21 protein-coding genes are annotated in these 22,292 nt (G+C 57.6%); 12 read left to right on the top strand and 9 right to left on the bottom strand.

What is annotated here, in order from left to right:
- Positions 1-33: 33 nt before the first annotated feature.
- Positions 34-4,575, bottom strand: a complete 4,542-nt coding sequence (gltB, locus tag CFA77_RS00355; protein WP_206991771.1) for a glutamate synthase large subunit — start codon at positions 4,573-4,575, stop codon at positions 34-36.
- 4 nt (positions 4,576-4,579) lie between these two features.
- Complete coding sequence (locus CFA77_RS00350) at positions 4,580-6,025, bottom strand: NAD(P)-dependent oxidoreductase (protein ID WP_206991770.1); 1,446 nt, start codon at positions 6,023-6,025, stop codon at positions 4,580-4,582.
- Positions 6,026-6,258: 233 nt separating this feature from the next.
- On the opposite strand from CFA77_RS00350, the gene CFA77_RS00345 reads away from it, so the two are divergent.
- Positions 6,259-7,110, top strand: a complete 852-nt coding sequence (locus CFA77_RS00345) for an undecaprenyl-diphosphate phosphatase (protein WP_206991769.1) — start codon at positions 6,259-6,261, stop codon at positions 7,108-7,110.
- 2 nt (positions 7,111-7,112) lie between these two features.
- On the opposite strand, the gene CFA77_RS00340 is transcribed toward CFA77_RS00345, so the two are convergent.
- The 3 genes from CFA77_RS00340 to CFA77_RS00330 form a co-directional block, all read right to left on the bottom strand.
- Positions 7,113-8,117, bottom strand: coding sequence for a complex I NDUFA9 subunit family protein (locus CFA77_RS00340; RefSeq protein WP_206991768.1), 1,005 nt, complete (start codon positions 8,115-8,117; stop codon positions 7,113-7,115).
- A 159-nt stretch (positions 8,118-8,276) separates the two neighbouring features.
- Positions 8,277-9,770, bottom strand: a complete 1,494-nt coding sequence (locus CFA77_RS00335) for a glycerol-3-phosphate dehydrogenase (protein WP_206991767.1) — start codon at positions 9,768-9,770, stop codon at positions 8,277-8,279.
- Between the two features lies 1 nt (position 9,771).
- On the bottom strand, positions 9,772-10,395 hold the full coding sequence (locus CFA77_RS00330; RefSeq protein ID WP_034812959.1) for a DnaJ domain-containing protein: 624 nt from the start codon (positions 10,393-10,395) through the stop codon (positions 9,772-9,774).
- 31 nt (positions 10,396-10,426) lie between these two features.
- Between CFA77_RS00330 and CFA77_RS00325 the strand changes: the two genes are divergently transcribed.
- Positions 10,427-10,699: a BolA/IbaG family iron-sulfur metabolism protein gene (locus CFA77_RS00325; RefSeq protein ID WP_034812955.1), complete on the top strand. Its 273-nt coding sequence runs from the start codon at positions 10,427-10,429 to the stop codon at positions 10,697-10,699.
- Between the two features lie 78 nt (positions 10,700-10,777).
- Positions 10,778-11,122 (top strand): hypothetical protein, encoded by a 345-nt coding sequence (locus CFA77_RS00320; protein ID WP_206991766.1) that lies wholly within the window; start codon positions 10,778-10,780, stop codon positions 11,120-11,122.
- On the opposite strand, the gene CFA77_RS00315 is transcribed toward CFA77_RS00320, so the two are convergent.
- From CFA77_RS00315 to CFA77_RS00305, 3 genes are read right to left on the bottom strand one after another with little or no spacing between them, the layout of a single operon-like run.
- On the bottom strand, positions 11,102-12,364 hold the full coding sequence (locus CFA77_RS00315; RefSeq protein ID WP_206991765.1) for an HlyC/CorC family transporter: 1,263 nt from the start codon (positions 12,362-12,364) through the stop codon (positions 11,102-11,104). The two genes, CFA77_RS00320 and CFA77_RS00315, sit on opposite strands and share 21 nt — an antisense overlap.
- 23 nt (positions 12,365-12,387) lie before the next feature.
- Positions 12,388-13,530, bottom strand: coding sequence for a 3-dehydroquinate synthase (gene aroB / locus CFA77_RS00310; RefSeq protein ID WP_206991764.1), 1,143 nt, complete (start codon positions 13,528-13,530; stop codon positions 12,388-12,390).
- Positions 13,515-14,033 carry a shikimate kinase gene (locus tag CFA77_RS00305; RefSeq protein WP_242517430.1) on the bottom strand — a complete coding sequence of 173 codons (519 nt, stop codon included), beginning with the start codon at positions 14,031-14,033 and terminating at the stop codon, positions 13,515-13,517. Before CFA77_RS00305 ends, aroB begins: the two co-directional genes overlap by 16 nt.
- Positions 14,034-14,182: 149 nt before the next feature.
- On the opposite strand from CFA77_RS00305, the gene CFA77_RS17165 reads away from it, so the two are divergent.
- The 5 genes from CFA77_RS17165 to CFA77_RS00285 all read left to right on the top strand — a co-directional run bounded on the left by CFA77_RS17165 (position 14,183) and on the right by CFA77_RS00285 (position 19,208).
- Positions 14,183-14,317: a hypothetical protein gene (locus CFA77_RS17165; protein WP_256434941.1), complete on the top strand. Its 135-nt coding sequence runs from the start codon at positions 14,183-14,185 to the stop codon at positions 14,315-14,317.
- Positions 14,318-14,414: 97 nt separating this feature from the next.
- Entirely contained in the window at positions 14,415-15,911 is a 1,497-nt protein-coding gene (locus CFA77_RS00300; RefSeq protein WP_206991762.1) for a hypothetical protein, read from the top strand.
- Between the two features lie 67 nt (positions 15,912-15,978).
- Positions 15,979-17,934 carry a DUF3604 domain-containing protein gene (locus CFA77_RS00295; protein WP_206991761.1) on the top strand — a complete coding sequence of 652 codons (1,956 nt, stop codon included), beginning with the start codon at positions 15,979-15,981 and terminating at the stop codon, positions 17,932-17,934.
- 40 nt (positions 17,935-17,974) lie between these two features.
- Positions 17,975-18,892 (top strand): tyrosine recombinase, encoded by a 918-nt coding sequence (locus tag CFA77_RS00290; RefSeq protein WP_206991760.1) that lies wholly within the window; start codon positions 17,975-17,977, stop codon positions 18,890-18,892.
- Between the two features lie 91 nt (positions 18,893-18,983).
- Positions 18,984-19,208, top strand: a complete 225-nt coding sequence (locus CFA77_RS00285; protein ID WP_206991759.1) for a hypothetical protein — start codon at positions 18,984-18,986, stop codon at positions 19,206-19,208.
- Here CFA77_RS00285 and CFA77_RS00280 read toward each other — a convergent pair whose 3' ends face one another.
- Positions 19,209-19,382, bottom strand: a complete 174-nt coding sequence (locus tag CFA77_RS00280; protein WP_206991758.1) for a YqaE/Pmp3 family membrane protein — start codon at positions 19,380-19,382, stop codon at positions 19,209-19,211.
- Between the two features lie 211 nt (positions 19,383-19,593).
- On the opposite strand from CFA77_RS00280, the gene CFA77_RS00275 reads away from it, so the two are divergent.
- From CFA77_RS00275 to CFA77_RS00260, 4 genes are all read left to right on the top strand, one after another.
- Entirely contained in the window at positions 19,594-20,238 is a 645-nt protein-coding gene (locus tag CFA77_RS00275; RefSeq protein WP_206991757.1) for a putative 2OG-Fe(II) oxygenase, read from the top strand.
- A gap of 64 nt (positions 20,239-20,302) precedes the next feature.
- Positions 20,303-21,358 (top strand): CoA ester lyase, encoded by a 1,056-nt coding sequence (locus CFA77_RS00270; protein ID WP_206991756.1) that lies wholly within the window; start codon positions 20,303-20,305, stop codon positions 21,356-21,358.
- A 60-nt stretch (positions 21,359-21,418) separates the two neighbouring features.
- A complete protein-coding gene (locus CFA77_RS00265) occupies positions 21,419-21,847 on the top strand; it encodes a hypothetical protein (RefSeq protein ID WP_206991755.1) in 429 nt (142 codons plus the stop codon).
- Between the two features lie 15 nt (positions 21,848-21,862).
- A complete protein-coding gene (locus tag CFA77_RS00260) occupies positions 21,863-22,291 on the top strand; it encodes a nuclear transport factor 2 family protein (protein WP_206991754.1) in 429 nt (142 codons plus the stop codon).
- Position 22,292: the final 1 nt, after the last annotated feature.

Raw genomic sequence — 22,292 nt, 5'->3', positions numbered from 1 at the left:
TGGCCCCCGGAGCAATCCGGGGGCCATTCATCATCAGGCTTTCTCAGCCACTTTTGCCTTCTTGCCCTTGGGCTTGGCATCACCAAGCAACAGGTGGGCTATTTCTTTCGGCACAATCATCAACATCTCGCTGGTGGACGTTTCCCAATTCTCGAGAATGTCTTTCGCGCGAAGGGACTTGGTGCGCTTGAAGTGCTCCTCGATCAGCGCCCTGGCTTCTGCAATGTGCTCTGCCTGCATGTCTGAGAGGGGATACCAATCAATCGAATCCGGGTTCGCCACCCGTTCGAACTGGCATTCCGGATCCCAGATATAGGCCGTACCGCCGGTCATGCCCGCGCCGAAATTGTCACCGACCGGTCCGAGAATGACAGCCCGCCCGCCCGTCATGTACTCACAGCCATTCGCGCCGCACCCTTCAATCACCGTCACAGCGCCGGAGTTACGAACCGCGAAGCGTACGCCCGCCGTACCCGCCGCGAACAACTTGCCCGCGGTTGCGCCGTACAAACACGTATTGCCGATGATAGCGTCACCCGCCCGATGACGCTCTTTCGGCCGTGGCGATACGACAATCGAAGCGCCCGACAGGCCTTTACCTACATAGTCATTGGCATCGCCGATGACTTCCAGCAGAAGACCCTGCACCGAGAACGCACCTAGCGATTGCCCTGCGGACCCTTCCAGCCGGATATGCAGGCGGCCCTCTGGCAGTGCCTGCATGCCGAACTTGCGCGTGATCGCAGAACTCGACCGTGCACCGATCGCGCGCATCGTGTTACGCACACCATATTCCAACTGCATCTTCTCGCCGCGCTCGAAGAACGGCTCGGCATCACGTAGAATCTGGGCGTCTAGGGTATCTGGAACCTCTTCACGACGGTCAGGCTGATAAATGACCGGATTTTCGGTATCGACCTGGACTAGCAGCGGGTTCAGGTCGAGATCATCGAGATGTGTCGACCCACGGCTTACCTGAGCGAGCAAGTCCGTGCGCCCGATTGCTTCGTCGAGCGACTTCAGGCCGAGTGAAGCAAGAATTTCCCGGACGTCCTCGGCTATGAAGCTCATCAGGTTCACGACCTTTTCCGGCGATCCGGTAAAGTGAGCACGTAGCGCCTCGTCCTGAACACAGACCCCCACAGGGCAGGTGTTCGAGTGGCACTGGCGCACCATGATACAGCCCATAGCCACGAGCGAGGCTGTGCCGATTCCGTACTCTTCCGCACCAAGCATAGCAGCGATCACAATATCGCGGCCCGTGCGAAGGCCTCCATCGGTGCGGAGGGTGACCTTGTTGCGCAGATTGTTCAACGACAGGATCTGGTGCGCTTCGGCAAGACCGAGTTCCCACGGCAGACCCGCATATTTGATGGAAGTCTGTGGGCTCGCGCCCGTTCCTCCCACGCCGCCTGCAATCAGTATGACGTCTGCCTTCGCCTTCGCCACACCAGCGGCAACCGTTCCGACCCCGGACTGGGCAACAAGCTTCACGCAAACCCGTGCCTCCGGATTAATCTGCTTCAAGTCATAGATCAGCTGGGCAAGATCTTCGATCGAATAGATGTCATGGTGTGGCGGTGGTGAGATCAGCATCACACCCGGCGTTGCATGGCGCAGCTTGGCAATGAATTCTGTCACCTTGAAGCCGGGCAACTGACCGCCCTCGCCGGGCTTTGCACCCTGAGCGATCTTGATCTCAATCTCTCGACACTGGTTCAGATATTCCGCAGTCACACCAAAGCGGCCAGAGGCCACCTGCTTGACGGCAGAGTTCATATTGTCGCCATTCGGCAGCGGACGAAACCGGGCGCGATCTTCGCCGCCTTCGCCCGATACCGATTTTGCACCGATCCGGTTCATGGCCACGTTCAGCGTGCCATGAGCTTCAGGGCTCAACGCGCCGAGCGACATGCCGGGCGTAATGAAGCGCTTACGGATCTCATTGATCGACTGAACGACGGATACTGGAACGGGGTCCCCAGCCGGCTTGAAATCGAGCAAGTCACGCAATTGTATCGGATCGCGCGAATGCACTGCTTCGACATATTTGCGATAGATAGAGTAATCGCCGCGATCACATGCCGCTTGCAATGTGTGGATCAGATTACCGTCAAGCGCATGTGGTTCTTCGGACGCTCTCAAGCGGTAGAACCCGCCTACCGGCAGAGATACGACATCCTCGTCGAAGGCGGCCTCATGGCGAACAAGCGAGTTTTCTTCGAGGCCAGCGAGACCAAGGCCAGAAATGCGGCTGTTCATGCCTGGGAAATAATCCGCGACAAGCGCACGCGAGAGGCCCAGCGCTTCGAAATTGTACCCACCCCGATAGGAAGAAATTACAGAAATTCCCATCTTTGAGATGATCTTCAACAAGCCGGCTTCGACCGCTTTTTTGAAATTCAACACACACTCATTGAGCGGCATCTCTCCGAAAAGCCCTCGGGCTTGCCGGTCCGCAATGATGTCTTGCGCCAGGTACGCATTCACGCACGTCGCACCGACACCGATGAGTACGGCAAAATAGTGCGTGTCGAGGCATTCGGCCGACCGAACCGTGATGGAACAGAACGTACGCAAACCTTGCGCCACAAGGTGCGAGTGAACCGCACCAGTGGCCAGGATCATCGGAATCGCAATCTTGTCCGCAGACTGATATTGATCGGTCAGAATTATGTGCTCACGGCCTTCGCGTACTGCATCTTCCGCCTCCTGACGGATTCTACTCAGCGCGTTCTTGAGCGCAACTCCATCACCTGCCGCATCTGCTTCATTGAATGTACAGTCAATCTCAGCAGTGCCAACACCCAGTCGATCGATCAGGCGGTCATACATCCCATTGGTCAGGACCGGGCTTTCCAGCACGAATACTTCCTGCTGGGACTTGTCGGTATCGAGAACGTTTCCAAGGTTTTTGAACCGAGTCTTGAGACTCATTACGCGCTCTTCACGCAACGGGTCGACCGGCGGGTTTGTGACCTGACTGAAATTCTGGCGGAAGAAGTGGCTCATTGGGCGGTACGAGAAAGACAAGACGGCCGTCGCAGTGTCGTCGCCCATCGAACCAATGGCCTCCTTGCCACCTTCGGCCATCGGAGAAAGGATCAATTCGAGTGTCTCAAGTGTATAACCCGCGGCTGTCTGACGACGCAGCAGATCTTCCTTGTTGAACATGAGAGGCTCAGGCCCCGGGCCGATTTCCGGCTCCAGTTCGGTCACGGCCTGCAACCACTCTTCATATGGCGCCTTGCCGGCGAGCAGGTCAATTAGCTCGCGATGCTCATAAAACTTTCCGGTCTTCAAATCAGCCGCGATCATGCCGCCAGCCTGGATCAGGCCGCGCTTGGTGACTTCATGATCGCCCAGCGGGCACATACCCGCCTCAGACCCAACCGCAAGAATACCGTCTGCCGTCAGAGCATAACGAAGCGGCCGCAGACCGTTTCGGTCAAGCCCTGCTATGGCCCAGCGGCCATCATAGGCCGCGATTCCGGCCGGTCCGTCCCAAGGCTCCATCACGGAGTTGCAATAGTCGTAGAGCGCCTGGTGAGCAGTCGGCATGACCGAATCACGCTTTGACCAGGCTTCCGGGATCAACATGGCCTTGGCCATTGGTGCCGAACGGCCTGACTTGCAAAGAATCTCGAACACGGAATCAAGGGCGCCAGAGTCGGACGTACCATCCGGGATCACCGGCTTTACATCATCAACATGCTCGCCAAAGGCTTCGGATACCATGCGGATTTCGTGGCTCTTCATCCAGTTCTTGTTGCCACGCACCGTATTGATCTCGCCATTGTGCGCGATCATTCGGAAAGGCTGAGCCAGCGACCATTGCGGGAACGTGTTGGTCGAATACCGCTGGTGATATATTGCGAATGCAGAGACGAAACGCTCGTCCTTCAGGTCCAGATAGAAATTGTCGATGTCCTGCGCCAGGAACATGCCTTTGTAGATCAAGGATGAATGGCTGAGTGAACATACATAGAAGGATGGAATCGCGGCCTCACGTGCACGACGCTCGATCCGCCGGCGACAGATATAGAGCGCACGTTCGAGCTCTTCCGGGCTGCGCCCTATACCATCGCGGAACATGATCTGCTCAATCGCCGGGCGTGTATCCTTGGCCTTCTGGCCTATCACGGTCACATCCACGGGGGGCTGGCGCCAGCCATAGATGTAGAACCCGAAATGCAGAACCTCGGTTTCAACCAATGTCCGCGCAGCTTCCTGAGCCGCAAAATCCGTGCGTGGTAGGAATATCTGACCCACACAGATTGGGTCGTCCGTCGGATTGTGGCCTGTGCGAGTGACATGCTCACGGAAGAAATCCTGTGGCACTTCCACGCGAATACCCGCGCCATCTCCGGTCTTGCCATCCGCATCGACAGCGCCTCGGTGCCAGACATTCTTCAATGCCTCGATCCCCATCTCCACGATTTCGCGACGCGGCTTGCCATCGAGCGCTGCGACAAGGCCAACACCACAAGCATCATGCTCATATTCGGGGTCATAGGCGTGGCCGTCCATCAGCTTCTGACGGTTGGCCTCATACTGTTTTACATAATCTGACATCTGACTACTCCGCCGCTACTTTAGAAGCGCGCTCTTGTGCTCTCATCGCCTTGTGCATGGCTTCTGCTGCGTCCCGGCCATCCTTGATGGCCCAGACAACGAGCGAAGCGCCGCGAACGATATCCCCTGCCGCATAAACGCCGGGCAGGCTGGTTTCCATTGTTGCATAATCGACCCGAACCGCGCCCCAACGGTTTACGGTCAAGGTTTCTTCGCCAAACAATTCCGGCAGGTCTTCCGGGTCAAAGCCCAGCGCCTTGATGACCATGTCGGCCTTGATGTCGAATGTTTCCCCGGTCTTGACCGGAGACTGACGACCGGAGGCATCGGGCTCGCCCAGTTTCATCCGGCTCGCGCGAACAGCTTTAAGTTTGCCGGCTTTCGTATCGAGAATGGCATCGGGCGAAGCCAGCCATTCAAAGGTCACACCCTCTTCCTCGGCATTCGTCACTTCGCGCTGACTGCCCGGCATATTCGCGCGGTCACGGCGATACACACAAGATACGCTCTTGGCGCCCTGACGGATCGCCGTTCGCACGCAATCCATCGCAGTGTCGCCGCCACCGATCACAACCACGCGCTTTCCGTCTGCGTTCAAAGTCCCGTCATCATAGGCCGGCACGTCATCGCCAAAATTCTTGCGGTTGGAAGCGGTCAGGTATTCCAGCGCAGGGAATACGCCTTTGGCCCCGCTGCCCGGACATTTCAGATCCTTTGCTGCGTAGACACCTGTCGCGATGAGGATCGTGTCGTGCTGATCTCGCAGCGTTGAGAGAGACACCGTCTCGCCGACCCGCGTATTGAACTCAAACCGGATTCCGGAATCTTCCAAGCGTTTGATACGGCGCTCAACCACATCCTTCTCGAGCTTGAAGCCAGGGATTCCGTAGACCAACAGGCCACCCCCCCGGTCATAAGCATCGTAAACCGTGACTTGATAGCCCTTTCGGCGGAGCTGTTCAGCGGCAGCAAGGCCCGCAGGGCCCGCGCCAATAATGCCTGCAGATTGGGCGCGTTCACGTGGGGGCGTGATCGGCTTCACCCATCCCTGATCCCACGCATTGTCAGTGATATACTTTTCAATAGATCCGATCGTGACTGTGCCGTGGCCCGACTGTTCGATGGTGCAGATACCCTCACACAGACGATCCTGCGGACAGATGCGGCCGCAAATCTCAGGCATGTTATTGGTCGCCGACGAGACCTGATATGCTTCTTCGAGCCGGTCTTCGGCGGCGAGCTTCAACCAATCAGGAATGTTGTTGGAAAGGGGGCAGCCCTGTTGGCAGAATGGGACGCCGCACTGCGAACACCGCGCGGCTTGCTCACCAGCCTTGTCCCTGCTGAACTCAGAATAGATTTCGTTGAAATCGTCTTTTCGGTCCGAGGCATCCCGCTTTGACGGCATGCTCCGCTCGACTTTGATGAATTTCAGCATTTTTTCTGCCATTTCGGCGCTCCCGGTATTAGAAGTGTGGGCTTAGAACTTTCCCTCCAAGCTCGCAAGCGCATTCGATCATTCACAACTCATAATGATATTTATAAACTGCACTCGGCCGCCCGCTTTACCGCCTGTGCGGCTCAATACGGAAAAACAATATCATATTGATCTTTATACGAGTGGTGGCTTTTTTGGTAAATTCCCATAGTTGGGAATTGCGTTGAAACTGTAAGGCTCGCCTGATGTCCCTATTACAGCTCGCCATTATCGCCCTGCTGCAGGGCACGACAGAATGGCTTCCCGTGTCCTCTTCCGGCCATGTACTGCTCGCCGCAGGATTCTTCGAAGCTAGCCCCGGCGACGAGTTATTGATCAATGCCGTGTCAAATCTCGGCACCTTGTTGGCGATGCTGATCTATTTCCGAAAGGACGTGACCAGCGCCATTGCAGGAGGATTTGAACTGGTCGCCGCACCAGTATCAAAATCGCCACTTTCAAAAGGGGCTCGCCTTGCAGCCGCCGTGATTGTTGCAACGCCGGTCGCCGTTCTGGTCGCATTCGCCTACGAAAAATTCCTGCCCGAAAGCATGCTGGAAAGCATGCGCAGCATCTATGTCGTCGCCGCCACAACGATCATCTTCGGCGCCCTGCTCTGGTGGGCCGATGTGAAAGGTGCGCGCGATCGCAAGGAAGAAGACATGACGATGTGGCATGCTTTCCTGATCGGCGCGACCCAGGCGATCGCTGCAATCCTGCCAGGCACCAGCCGTTCCGGCATTACGATGACGGCCGCTCGTGCATTCGGGTATGACCGCACCGAGGCAGCGCGATTTTCAATGCTGATCGGCGCCCCAATCCTCGCCGCTGCCGGACTTTACGGAGCGATGGGATTGGTGACAGCCGATGCCACCGAAACCGTGCTGACCCTGAAGGATGGACTGATTGTGGCAAGCATCGCCTTCATCACGGGGCTGGCGTCCATCTGGTTCCTGATGTCGCTACTCAGCCGAATGAGCTTTCTGCCCTTCGTATTGTACCGCTTCGCACTTGGAGCCGTGCTGATATTGGGATCACCACTCGTCGGACTACTCTAGACTTAGGCCTCGGACGCCTTGTGAAACTCGCCATAGTCGCGGAACCGCCAGAGATAGGAAGGCACGATCGCTTCAACCGTTTCCAGCTCCGTGACGCCAAGATCCTTCAGCGTCAGCGCATCATCGGCGACCACATTGTCGGATTTAAGCATCTCGACCTGGTCTCCTGTGAGGGGCGGATCGCCGAGAAAGCCCCACGAGAATGGCGGAATATAGCGCCAGACAGCTGCTGTGAGATAACCCGCGGGCTTTGCGATGAAGAACGGCAACGGAATTTTGAACCGGCGCTTGTCAATCGTCTCGAGGATCACGTCATACAGTTCATTGAACGTGTAAATGCGGGGGCCGCCCAATTCGTAAGTCTTGCCTGCCGTGGCCGCATCATCCACCGACACAGCAATCGCCTCGGCCACATCACCGGCATAGACCGGCTGGAAGCGAGTCGATCCACCGCCAATGGCCGGCAACAGGGGCAATACACTCATCAACGGGGACGTTGCCATCGCAGCAAAGCGGTTGAAGAACTCGTCTTCCGACGCAAACACAATGGATGGGCGTAGAATGGTCGCTGTAGAAATGGCGTCGCGAACAGCGGCTTCAGCTTCTGCCTTTGTGCGTGCATAGTCAGCCGAGGAATCGGCATCAGCGCCGATGGCTGAAACTTGGACAAACCGTGCAATGCCTTTTTCGGCGGCAACTTGCGCCAGCAATCCAGCCCCTTCGCTCTGAGCCGACTCAAACGTCTGAGCGCCTTTCTCAAACATGATGCCAACAAGATTCACGACAGCGTCGGCGCCTTCCAGCGCGCGCTCGATCGATTCTCGATTGCGGATATTGGCCTGAATAATATCGACCCAGCCTGGAGGCCCCGCAAGACGAACATCCCCGGCAGTGTTCACGTGCCGACAGGCAACGCGCACACGCCAGCCCTTCTTGACGAGTTCACGGGCGGCATACCGTCCAATGAACCCCGACCCGCCGAAAACAGTTACCAAGCCTTTGGTCATCTTCAGTCTCTCTCAAAGCGACCGCAGCCGCGATAATCCGGATGGCGCCTTTGACCATAGAGCCGTTCGCCTGTCTACCAAGGCACGGCGGGCGAAACAGCGCGGCATGACAGAATATACAGGTATGCCATCAACCTGTGCAGCGCGGCGTCAGAGCGGTCAGGCCTTCACTGCCATTTCAGTCGCCATCCATCCCGCGAACGCATCCCGCTCCGCCGCGCTCATGTGCAGGCCCAGCTTGGAACGACGCCACAGAATGTCATCTGCGGTTCGGGCAAACTCTACTTCAACAAGGTAGCGCGCCTCAGTTTCGGTCAGGCTCGCACCAAACTTTCGGCCAAGATCGCCGTCCGTTTCGGCTTGCCCCAACAAACGCCGCGCGTCGGTGCCGTAAGCGCGTGCTAGACGCTGCAGAAGGTTAGCGCTCAGCTTGGGATAATCCTGTCGCAATCCTTCATAGAAACCGTCAAAATCCGCGCGAGGCATGTCTCCGCCGGGAAGGTCAGCGTCGCGTGTCCACTCACCACCTGCCCCCGGAAAAACCTTATCCAGTGTCTGAAGCGCGTCTTCAGCCAATTCCCGAAAGGTCGTTATCTTGCCCCCAAACACTGACAGGATCGGCGCTCCGCCGTCATCATCCAGTTTCAGGACATAGTCGCGCGTCACTTTGGAGGCGTTGGCAGCGTGGTCATCATATAGTGGGCGCACACCGGAATAGGTCGCCACCACATCTGCTGGAGTGATGGCCCGCTTGTAATACTCGCTCGCGCCCTTGCAGAGATACTCGATCTCATCAGGCGTAATTTTCACCTCGTCGCGATTTGCTTCATACGGAACGTCCGTCGTGCCGATCAGTGTGAACGCGCCGCGCTCATAGGGAATCGCGAACATGATTCGGCCATCACCATTCTGGAAGAAGTAGGCGTAGTCGCCTTCGTGCCAGCGCGGCACGATGATATGGCTACCCTTTACAAGTCGTAGGTGGGTCTCGTTTTTCTTTCCATAGTCGAGCCCCAGAACATCGTCGACCCAGGCACCTGCCGCATTGACGACCGCCCTGAATGACCGGGTCTCGGATCCTTTCGGACTTTCCAGCACTGCATCCCAATGGTCACCACTGCGCACAAGCGACGTACAGCGGGTACGCGTCATGACTTCAGCACCATGCGATTTCGCATCGACGGCGTTCAGCACGACAAGCCGCGAATCCTCGACCCAGCAATCAGAATACTCGAAAGCAAGCCGATATTCTTCCTTGAGCGAGTCAAGTCTGGCCGACGATTTGCGCCGAAGCGTTGTGGTTGCAGGCAACAATTTGCGTCCGCCAAGGTGATCATAGATGAACAGACCAAGTCGGATCAGCCAGGCAGGACGAAGTTCCTTATGGTGCGGCAGGACGAACCGCATTGGCCAGATTATGTGCGGCGCTGCCTTAAGCAGGATTTCGCGCTCGATCAGGGCCTTGCGCACCAGACCGAAATCATACTGCTCCAGATAACGCAGCCCGCCATGAATCAACTTCGTGCTGGCTGACGATGTATGCTGGGCAAGGTCATCCTTTTCGCAGAGCACCACATCCAGCCCACGACCAGCAGCGTCGCGCGCGATCCCGGTTCCGTTGATCCCGCCGCCGATCACCAGGATATCGTGCATGTCAGCCCTTCATCAGGCCTGCGGCCTTCAGCAGCTTGCCGGCACGAAGGACGCGCTGGAGCTTGTGTTCTGATGACCGGTCGCCCTTGTTCGAATCCGGGTGGAACCGGCGAACATATTCTGCATAGCGCGCGCGAATCTCCGCTGGCTTTGCATCGGTTTCGAGATCGAGTTCCTTCAAGGCGCGCTTCTGCAGCGTGTTCCGGTGGCCGGACGAGGCCGACTCGCCACTCGCAACATCATCAACATTGAAGAACTTGCTGCCTGCCCAGCGCCGCGGGTCCAACTTCTGAGGTCCCTTTTCGCCGCGCATTGGACCTGTGCCAAATTTCCAGGTGCGCTTGTGACCATACCGCTCAGACCGGGCGAACGAAGCGGCCTCGGCCTGCGACATGCCTTCAAAGAAATCAAAGCTGCGATTGTACTCTGCTGCATGCGCCTGGCAGAAATAATGACGACCATTCCCCTGACGCTTGGGCGCAGGATGGGTCCCCTCAAGATCACATTGTTTGTGGTCGCAGACACGAGTCTTCTGCGCACGCGCACGGGAAGCCTCGTCTTTGGGAGGCTTGATGCGTATATCTTTGAACTTAACGCGATAGGAAAATGGGTCACCGTCAGACATGACCCGGCATAATAGGGAGTGCAGGTTAAAGATGCCACAGCCAAGTGACAGGTTATCGCGAATTCGTGAGCTTTTAACTGAAGCTTTTCACCCGGTAGAGCTGATTATTACCGATGACAGCCAGAAACATGCAGGTCATGCAGGCGCCGCGCCGGGTGGAGAGACGCATTACACCGTGCGAATCACGTCCTCGGCATTCGAAGGTCTGTCCCGCGTCCAAGCCCAACGCGCGATCATGTTGACGCTGCAGTCCGAATTTGATTCCGGCCTGCACGCACTCGCCCTACACGCGAAAGCGGCATGAATCTTGAAAAATCCGACTCCACGCGGAACCGAAATATGACTCGATCATTAATTTCGCAGCCGTCGAGGAGAACGGGTGATGGTACAGAAACTCATGACTGCCGCCGCAATAGGCGCAATGATTGCAGGTTCAGCGATTGCGGAGACACCTTCCGACAAGGTGAATCTCGGCATGATGCACTGGATTCGCGACACGGTTTGCACTCAGGATAGAGAGATAGTCTTCGTTCCGGTGTCCCATGACGTCCCAACGCTCAGCGGCGAGTGGGCTGTTATCGCCATGGACAATCCCGATCCAGACTCCGCCCACATCGTGACGCTCACCGAGAAGAACTGGCTGAAGGCCAATGGCTGCGACGAAGATCCGTCGCAGCAGATGCATATGGCCAGCCGAGAGCCGAAATCAGGCCGTCTCGGCCTCTGATATGTTCAGGCCAGTGACCTGGTTTCGCTGACGCCTGAGTATGTTGAAGCGATACCCGTGAAAGACAAAGCTCTGTCCAGGCTCGGGAATGGTCTGCGCCTCGTGAATGACCAAGCCTGCAACGGTTACGGCTTCTTCATCTGGCAAGTTCCAGCCTGTCGCCCTGTTCAGGTCCCGAATAGGTACCCATCCATCCACGTTGACTGATCCATTTGGCTGGGGACGCACACCCTGAACGGCCACATCATGCTCGTCATGGATATGACCGACGATCTCTTCCAGGATGTCTTCCAGCGTAATCAGCCCCTGAAGCTCGCCATACTCGTCAACAACCAACGCGAAGTGACTCCGTTTTTGAAGAAATGCGTCGAGTTGGTCCTGTACCGGTGTTGTCTCCGGTACAAACCACGGCTTGCGCAAGATCGAGTCGAGATCGAGCGCGCTCAGGTCGCCGCCAAGCGGCAGCGCCGCCCGCAACAGGTCCTTTGCGTGCAAAATGCCGACAATCTCCTCCTTCTCGCCCCGGTATAGCGGTAGGCGCGTATGCGGGCTGGCGAGCGCTTTGGTTACCAACTGCCGAGGCTCAGTATCCGCATTCAACATGCGAATGTTTTTCCGATGGATCATCACGTCTTCGACGGTCAACTCCTTCAAATCGAGCGCGCCGACAAGACGCAGACGGTCTTCGGCTCCCACACCGCCCTCGGAGGCATGCAGGTCAATGGCACCGCGAATTTCCTGTTCTGCCGTAACCAGTTCAGCCGGTGCGCCGAGACCGAGAATCTTGAGCGTGATGGTCACGATGAACTGGATGAGCTTGACGATCCAGGCAACCGCCCAGACCAGGCCACTGATCGGCCGGGCTACGCTCATCGCCATCGTGTCAGGCCGCGTGATCGCGTAGGTTTTAGGCAGCACTTCGGAAAACACGAGCACCAGAATGGTCATCACGCCTGTGGCCAATACCAGCGCGAGCCCGCCCTGACCGAACAGCGCCGTAAACAGGGATGTTGCAAGAACCGACGCCAGGATGTTCACGAGATTGTTGCCCAGCAGGATGGAACCGATCAGGTTTTCACGATTGCTGATCAGACGGTTCACCGTCTCGGCCCGCTTGTCCCCGTCCTTTTCCAACTGGTGCATGCGGGCGCGCGAGGCAGCCGTCAGCGCCGTCTCGGAGCCGGAAAAGAAGCCGGACAGGCCAAGCAGCACGAGGATCGAAATGATGTAACCGGCAATCATGGGTGGGGTCTCATATGTGTGGATCAGCTCTCCAGCAATTCGCTACGGAGAAATGCTTCGACGGACGCAAGATCTGCATCCTTGTGGATGTAGGACTGGCCAATACCGCGTGCGAGGATCAAGGGTACTTTGCCGCCGCTGGCTTTCTTGTCCTGCTGCATTAGCTCGACCAGTCGCGCAGCGATGTAAGGCCCACCCTGACGTCCCGGAATGCTTGATTGCAACCCCGTCGCATTGAGGTGGGCCGTCACACGGTCTGCATCGGATTGCGGCGTGATACGCTGACTTGCGCCATAGCGAAATGCGAGCGCCATGCCGATGGCAACGGCCTCGCCGTGCAACAGATCCGGCGCATAGCCGTTTGCCGCCTCAAGTGCATGGCCAAACGTGTGGCCGAGGTTAAGCAGCGCCCGGACGCCGGTTTCGCGCTCGTCTTCCGCAACGATGGCCGCTTTGGCACGACAGCTGGTGGCAACCGCTTGCGCTATTGCCGCCGGGTCCAGTGCCAGCACCGCTTCGCCATGCTCTTCAAGCCACGCAAAGAAACCCGGATCATTGATCAATCCATATTTCACGATCTCGGCGTAACCAGCGCGCAGCTCTCGCGGCGGCAGCGTTTCAAGCAGGGACGTATCAGCTATCACCAATTGCGGCTGATAGAATGCACCAATCGAATTCTTCCCGCGCGGCGTGTTCACCGCGGTCTTGCCGCCGACCGAGGAATCGACCTGGGCCAACAGGGTCGTCGGCACCTGCACGAATTTCATGCCGCGCTTCATAAGGCTGGCTGCAAGCCCCGTAATATCACCGATCACGCCACCACCGAGCGCAATGAGTACATCGCTGCGGTCAGCAGAGGCCTCAAGTAACCAGTCGAGGATCTCTTCGAGATTGGAAAACGACTTCGTTTTCTCGCCCGGCGTCAGGGATTTCCAATGCGTCGTCACACCGGTTGACCGAAGCGCCTCATCCAGTCGATGTCGGTGCATCCGCTCGACCGTCTCATCTGTCAGCACGAAGACCCGCGGCTGTTTGATCATGGCCGACACGCGCGCACCGAGCTGGTCCAGCGCGCCGTGGCCGACGAGAATGTCATAGCTGCGATCTTCGAGCTCGACCGTGACGGTCTCAAGCGGTGGTGCGGTCACGTTCACTTCGGTGTCCATGTCTGGAGGGCCTTGTATATGGCATTGACGGTGGCCGCGTGCGGTCCGTCCTTTGACGGCACGACGAGATCGGCTTGGGAATAGATCGGCTCGCGCTCTGCCAACAGATTGGTCAGTACGTTCTTCGCATCCGGACGCCTCAGCAAGGGACGCGTATCGCGCTTCTGGACACGTCGCCAAAGAGTTTCGAGATCAGCATTCAGCCAGATGGTGACCGCGTTCTTCTGCATCAACAGGCGGGTCTCATCATTCAGGTAGGCACCCCCGCCCGTAGCCAACACGTGGGGAGGCAACTCCAATAGCCGCTTCAACACCTGATGCTCCCCGCGCCGAAAATCCTCTTCTCCGTGCAGTTTGAAAATATCGGTTATTGATAGGCCCGCCGCCTTCTCGATCTCCGAATCACTGTCATAAAACTCTCGGCCCAATCGTTCGGCCAAGCGGCGCCCGACGGTAGATTTTCCTGCCCCCATCAAACCGACAAGCGCGACGGTTCGCGACATGTAGGGCAATGTCGCGTCAACCGGTCTGGAAGTACTGTCACTGTCAGAAGGCATTCTGGACTTTCGGGCTCCGTTCGGTACTTGTCCTATAGTTGCTGTCGCGCCTTCGCAATCCAGCGCCGGAATTCTGTATCTAGGGGTAAATAGCCATGCGCAAGTTTCTGATCCTTTTAGGCCTGCTGGCAATACTTGTCCTCGGCGCGGCCTGGTGGCTGGGCGGACAAGCCGAAAAGGGTAAACCAGAGCCCGGTGAAGTCCGCATCGAGGTCGACAATGTCCTTTAAGGGCATTGTCTCGGTCGTGTGCCTCATCCTCGCCGGGAGCTTACCGGCAGGCGCGCAAATCGAGGATTCCGGTCTAGAGCTGGTGAATCCGTGGGGAATGAGCTTCCTCGAGGCGGGCGAGCCTTCCCTGCCAACCGATATGTGGCGCGCGTCCGACGCTGATGATTTGCTGCCATTGATGCGAGATGTCCGCACACACGACCTGACTCCGGCTGAACGCACGTTGATGCAACGCATGGCCCTGTCGCCTGCCACACCACCAGCGGGAATGCAGGAACCCCTGCTAAGGGCCGAACGGGCACGTATCATGTACGACCTCGGCGAAGCCCAAGCCGCAGCCACCCTCATGGCACGACTCGAAACTCCTCCTCCTGGCCTCGACGCGGATGAAATCGTTGCAGATCTCAATCTTGCGCTGGGCAATGAAGCAACAGCCTGCGATATGCTGAATGCGCCAGACCGTCTTTCAGGTTATTGGGCCAAATTGCGCGCGGTCTGCGCGGCACTGCAAGGCAATACTGCCGGCGCAGAACTCGCGATTGAAATGGCCTTGCAACAGGATGCCGTCGATTCCTGGCTTCTGGCCGCTGTGTTTGCGACATCCGGCGAACTGCCTGATGCGCCAGAGGCAGATTACTCTTCGGGACTGAACCTTGCCATCTCTGCCGAGGCGGGCCTCACGCCTCCGGAGGCACCCGTCCCCGCGAATCGTCCCGACCTTGCAGCCGCAATGGCCCTGCATCCGAAATTGCCAATCACTCTGCGTGTTCAATCCGCAGGAATGGCCAGCCAAGCTGGCATGCTGGAGACGGCTGATTATCAGGCACTCTTCCTCAAGCTGATATCCGAACCGGGCTTCGTGCCCTCTACGCCTTTGGAGAGCGCGCTCTATGCAGCGCGCGATCCGCTTGTCACTGATGAAGATGGCGCTTTTGCGCTCGCCGCAGCACTGGAAGGCGCTATGGACACACCAGCCCATTTCAGCGCGGTCGCGCGGCTATTATGGGAGGACGTCGAACGCCTACCGATCAACACTTTCACGGCAGCCAACGCTCCGATCTTCGCGCGGGCTGCGCTGGCCACCGACCATTACACTGCCGCCAAGGACTGGTCATCCGCCAATACGATGGAAGGCGCGCGCGAAGATGGCAGCTTTGATGCCGCGCTCATGTCGGCTCTGGTGACACTTGCGGGCAGCGAGACGACACGCAGCGCCAGCGACTATATTGGAGAACGTCTAGCCACACTTGCCGAGTCTGACCTGCAAAAGCAGACCGCTGCTCGTCTTTTCGCATTATGGACCGCTCTCGGCATTGCGCCCCCGGCGGATGCGCGCCGCTTGATCGTGAATGCGCCCGAACGCAAATCCACCCCGGAAATAGATTTGCAATTGGTAGGCGTGCTTGCCTCCGCTGAGGCAGATGCTGCAGGAGAGGTTATTCTGTCCACGGTAGGCATGACAAAAGGCGATCCGACCGCACTCGATGACGCCAGCCTACTCTTGCTCCTGAAAGCACTGCAACGGATCGGCGCAGAGGATGCCGCCCGGGAGATGGCATTGGAATCTACTGGCTACTGGAAGGCGCTCAACTAGAAATTTCTCGAATTTCGTTGATCTTGCCTCCAGAAGGCTGATGGTGGACGAAAAACGGGAGGAATCGATGAGGGTATCCATACTGGCCGGGGCGTCTGCACTGGCACTTGCAGCCACGGCATGTGGGGCGCCAGACAAGACACAATCCCAAGCATCCGAACCAGAGCCCGCACCGGCTGCGATTGCCACGGCGAGTTCAACATCAATAGATCCCGCTGACAGGACTGCATTATTCGGCGACCTGCACGTCCATACCGGACAGTCCTTTGACGCCTTCATATCGTCCGTTCGGGCAACACCCGATGACGCATATCGCTATGCAAAGGGCGAGAAAATAATCACCGACGGCGGCTACGAAATCCAGTTGGACAGCCCACTCGATTTTCTGGCCGTCACAGATCATGGCGAATATCTCGGCATCATGCCGGTCATGGCAACGCCCGGTACGAATCTGTCGCGCACGAATTTCGCAAAATCCGTATTTGGACCGGACGCGACGAACCCTGCCCAGTCGTTCCATAATGTGGGCATCACCATCGTGACGGGCGAAGAAGTGGATGAGATCTACGATCGAGACGTCATCGACTCGGCCTGGATGAAGAACATTGAGACGGCCGAACGCCACAATGAGCCCGGCAAGTTCACCGCCTTCTCCGGCTACGAATTCACCGCCATGACAGAGGTCATGGACTCGGAAGTTCCCGGCGCAGCGAACCTGCACCGGAACGTCATATTTCGTGGAGACGCGCCGGACCGGCTTTTTTCCACCCTCGACTCCCCAAATCCGGAAGACTTGTGGGCCTGGATGGATGCGCGGCGCGCTGAGGGTCTGGATGTCATCTCCATCCCGCACAATTCCAACGCATCCAATGGCGAAATGTTTGCGTCCGAAACCTATGAGGGCGGTCAGTTGACTGCAGATTATGCGATCACCCGCATGCGCAACGAACCGGTAATTGAAATCTCGCAGGTCAAAGGCACCTCGGAAGTCCACCCAGCACTATCCCCGAATGACGAATGGGCAAACTTCGAGATCTACGACACCTTGGTTGGAAGCGCCGCAAAGTCTACGCCGCACCTCGGAGATTTCGCCCGCAACGCGTTGGCGCGTGGACTGGGTTTCGAAGAAACAGAGAGCTTCAACCCTTACAAGTTCGGCTTCATTGGCTCCAGCGATACACATATCGGCGCCGGGTCTTTCGATGAGAAGAACTTTACTGGCAAGTTCCCCCAAGACGGATCCAATCCTGAGTTCCGACATTCCGTCCCACCAGCAGGTGCGGACAGTTGGGACGGTGTTGTATCGCTGAATAGCTTGCCGCCCGGCGCGGTAAAGCCCAGCATGCGACGCAAGCTGTCTGCCGGCAAGTACAGCGCATCCGGGCTGGCCGGCGTATGGGCCGACGAAAATACGCGGGATGCCATCTTCGACGCCATTCGTCGCAAGGAGACGTTCGGCACGTCCGGGCCGCGCATAAAAGCACGCATGTTTGCCGGATACGGATTTGATCAGGCAATGTTGGCAGATCCGGACCTGGTGTCAGCAGCCTACCGCACTGGCGTGCCACAGGGCGGCGAACTGGTCGGAAATCAGCAAGCCCCGTCATTTCTCGCTTGGGCGATTCGGGATCCGGCTTCTTATCCGCTGCAGCGTTTGCAGGTCATCAAAGTGTCGACCGATGCCCAGGGCAAGGCGCATGAGGCCGTCTACGATGCTGCATGTTCCGGAAATGTCGAACCAGATTCGGACACGCACCGGTGCCCCGACAATGGTGCCAATGTAGACATATCCGACTGCTCTACACGCCCCGGCAGTGGCGTTGGCGAGTTAAAAACACTGTGGACTGACCCAAACTACGATCCGACGCGCCGCGCAGCTTATTACGTCCGCGTTCTCGAGAATCCATCTTGTCGCTGGTCGACATGGGACGCGGTACGTAACGGATCACCACCCAATCCCGACATGCCCGTTCTCGTTCAGGAGCGGGCTTGGACATCGCCGATCTGGGTCAAACCGGAATGATGTTCACGCAATTTTAGGCGCGGCGCGCCAAGGTCGGGCAATGTCTGACCGCGCGCGCATCGAAGCCTTCCTTGAAATGATGTCTGCAGAGCGCGGCTCATCCGCAAATACGCTGGACGCCTATGGACGGGACTTGCTGGACGCATCCGAATTTTGTGGTGGCGGGTTATGTGATGCTGAAGGAAGTGAAATTTCAGGCTGGCTGAGAGATTTGTCCAAGCGAGGCATGGCTCCATCGTCGCAAGCCAGAAAGCTGTCCGCGGTCCGACGCTTCTTTCGCTTCCTGTTTGAGGAAGGAGACCGCAAGGATGATCCCACCGCGAAGATTGACGGCCCAAAGCCCGGCCGGGACGTGCCCGATGTCCTGTCTCGCGAAGAGATGGCTCGTCTGCTGGATTGCTGCGGCGACGATTTGAGGCTGAAATGTCTTGTGGAGCTGCTCTATGGGGCGGGCCTGCGGGCAACAGAACTTGTCTCTCTCAAACTCGGCCAATTGCCGAGGCGCAAGGAAGCCCGCTGGGTCACAACGGATGTGATTGTTCGCGGCAAAGGCGGCAAGGAAAGGTTGTGCCCACTGGGGCGCCCCGCTTTGCGCGGGCTTACAGATTGGCTGAAAGTACGCGAAGATCACTTGCCGGAAGCCTCACTTACAAGGAGCCGAGCTGAACCCTTTGTGTTTCCGTCGCGAGGAAAATCAGGACATCTCACCCGGCGCCGCCTCGGACAGTTGCTCGAAGCCTTGGCACTGAAAGCCGGTATCCGCCCGGATAGAGTCCACCCGCACGCGTTGCGGCACGCTTATGCAACTCACCTGCTCATGGGTGGCGCCGATCTGAGAAGCGTCCAGACATTGCTGGGCCATGCCGATATCGCGACGACACAAATCTACACGCACGTCCTGACGGACGAGCTCGCGGAGCTTCTCGAAACAGCGCACCCCTTGGCCAGAAAGATTTAGCACGAGAAAAAGTTTTCAGCATTGCTGAAACCGGGAGTCATGCCGATATATGACGACGCGAGTTCGCAATGCTTTTGTATGGACGTCTCAGATGAAACGCTTTCTGAATGCTCTTATTCCAACCATCCTGATCTCGGAAATCGCCGCGATCACCTTCATGACAGCGACTTGGGCTATCCTGTCCGAGCTTCATGCAGGACTGAACGTCATCATAGGCGGGGAGGTTGTCACCGCGATCGGAGTCGCAGCTCTTACCGTAGCGGTGTTCCGCCGGGCATCGCGGCCCGACGTAGAAACCGCCTCGGCAGAAGAGTGATCAGGCGGCCGTAGCGGATCCGCGCGACGCGACCCAAAAGGCATGAACAACGCCGGGCAGCCAGCCAATCAGTGTCAGTAGCACGTTGAGCAGGAATTGAAGCCCAATGCCTTCCTTGATCGCAACTGCGACAGGTGGGAGAAATATTGTGAGTAGGATTATGAGCAGGGACATGCAGGGTTTCCTTTTTGGATAAGCTACCCCTGCAACGCCCGGAACAGGTGAAAGTTCCCTGCCTGGCGTTCCACAAATGATTTCGACTTTTCCCGAGATCGACGTTGACCCCGGTTCAGCTGCGGGTTTAGACACCCGCTGAGGGCGTTTCCATCAAGTATAGTAACGACCGCACCGGGTGAGGTGTGCGGCCGCGCGACGGGAGTCCGCTGTGTCGGCCATATTCACGCCTTCTGGCGAGAAGGAATTCTTTACGCCCTTTGACCCCATGATGGGCTATGTCCGCATACCGCCTGCGCTGGTCGCCCATCTGAACGCCTCTATGAGTGAACAGCTGGAAGATCATTCGGGCAGCCTTGTGGGCAAGGTCCGGCAGGAACTCCGTTTTCCCAAATCCCTCGTGGACGCCACCGCCGCTGCGCTCGGCAACGCGCTGATCGAGTACCATATTCGCGCCAGCCGCCGTGGTTCATTCGGCGACTATGACCATACGACCAAGCGCTTTGAGCTGAACGTCATGGCCGGATGGTTCGTCCGCCAGTATGCACATGAGTATAACCCGCTCCACATCCATACCGGATGCGCGCTCTCATGCGTCGGTTATCTGAAACTGCCGGACGGGATTGATCAGGAATGGGCCGAGGACGACCTCGACCATCATCCTTCTCACGGACATCTTCAGTTCGCGCACGGCACCGACACCCATTACTCGGTATCGAACTTCATGATCCGCCCACGCGTCGGGGATTTCTATATATTTCCATCCTACATGTTTCAAAGTGTCTATCCGTTCAAGTCGCCGGGCGAGCGTCGCTCCTTCAGCATGAATCTCTCTGTCGTCGAATCACCGGCCTGAGCCTTTCTGTCTGATTGACGCGGCACAACCGCCCTCTATGTTGCGCCGCAACAAGGAGGAACGCATGAGCACGAAAACACCAAGAGACTTCTTCAAGCCCCTGGCCATCGGTGCGCCCGCCCCGATGCACGACCTGCCCATCAGGCTGGAGCGGATGATCCATTTTGTCCCGCCGCATCTGGACAAGGTCCGGGCCAAGGTGCCGACCATGGCCGAAGGCGTGGATGTGATGCTCGCAAATCTTGAGGATGCCATCCCCGCTGACGCCAAGGATGCTGCTCGCGCCGGCGCTATCGAAATGGCGTCCATGTACGATTGGCAAGGCAAGGGAACGGGCTTCTGGAGCCGCGTGAACCCGCTGAACTCCCCGTGGTTTCAGGAAGATGTGAGTGAACTGGTTCTAAAAGCCGGTCATCAGCTGGACGTGATCATGCTGCCAAAGGTCGAAGGTCCATGGGACATCCATTTCGCCGATCAATATGTTGCACAATTGGAGGCAACGGCGGGTCTCACGCGGCCGATCCTGTTCCACGCCATTCTTGAAACGGCCCAGGGGATGGCACGCGTAGAAGAAATCGCACTGGCCAGTCCGCGCATGCAGGGTATCAGCCTGGGCCCGGCAGACCTGGCTGCGGACCGCAAGATGAAGACCACTCGCGTCGGGGGTGGCCATCCCTTCTACCGCGTAATCGACGATCCGAATGAAGATGGCAGCCCACGCGACTCAGCCCAGCAGGATCCTTGGCACTATACGATCGCCCGTATGGTTGATGCCTGCCGGATGGCAGGGATCAACGCCTTCTATGGTCCGTTTGGCGATATTGCCGATCTTGACGCCTGCGAACAGCAATTCCGCAATGCCTTCCTGCTGGGTTGCTCAGGCACGTGGAGCCTTCACCCGAACCAGATCGCCATCGCCAAAAAGGTCTTCAGCCCCGACCCAAACGAGGTGAAATTCGCGCGCAAGATCCTTGATGCCATGCCGGATGGCTCTGGTGTGGCCATGATTGATGGCAAGATGCAGGACGATGCGACCTGGAAACAGGCCAAGGTGATTTCCGACCTGGCAGACCTCGTCGCTTCGAAAGATCCCGAGCTAGCCGCCGCATACGCGACCTGATCCCTCTTCACGCCGAGCAATTGCGTGATAGGGTTTCCCTTGGAAGAGGGAGTATCAGTGATGCGGAAATCCATTACGGCCTTGCTGGGTCTGAGCTTGATAGGCCTGTCTGCTATCGCAGATGAAGTCTGGTCCACACCGATTGGTGACGTCGTCTACGAGGATGAGACCGATGACGGCTGGGCCGTCTGGTCTTATCCGGGCCTGACCGAGCGCGGCACCGTCTACATCAAGGATCTGGCAGGCGTCTATGAGGGCCGAACCGCCTATGCCGGCATATGGATTGAGGCGGAAAGTCCGGGGATCGAGCTCTGTGATGTTGCCGTCACCGATCCGGCAACGGGGGAATCCCACTATAATTGGGGCCGCGTGGACATCGTGTTCACGGAGCCAGACTTTCCTGGCGGCTGGGTCGCACTTCGCGGGAGCTGTTTCAATGATCCGGGCGATTACCTGATCGGAAAACCGGTCACCGCAATGCAAGAATAATCGAGAGGAAATCCGATGGCTGAACACCTTATCGCCATGACGGGCCATAGCCCAAACCTGCAACGCTGGTTTGATTGGATGAATGGTGACCATTCACCTGCTGGTCTGTCTGTCCAACTCGCTGACAATGTGGTCTTCAAGAGTCCGGTTGTGCATACACCGCAGGAGGGCAAGCCAATCACGATGGCCTACTTGACCGCTGCCGGACAAACGCTGGGCGGCGACACGTTCCGCTACACGCGCGTATTCGATTGCGGCGACAAGGCGGTCCTTGAGTTTGAATGCGAAATGGATGGCGTGCTTGTCAATGGAGTCGATATGATCGCCTGGAACCCTGACGGACAGATTGAAGACTTCAAAGTTATGGTTCGACCACTGAAGGGCATGCAAGCTGTGCATGCGGCCATGGGGGCGATGCTGGAAAAGATGAAGCAAAAGGCCTGAG

The organism is Hyphomonas sp. KY3, assembly GCF_017309975.1.
Classification (GTDB): Bacteria; Pseudomonadota; Alphaproteobacteria; order Caulobacterales; family Hyphomonadaceae; genus Hyphomonas.
The sequence above is the reverse complement of the archived record's forward strand: the minus strand, read 5'-3'. Positions and strand labels throughout refer to the sequence as shown.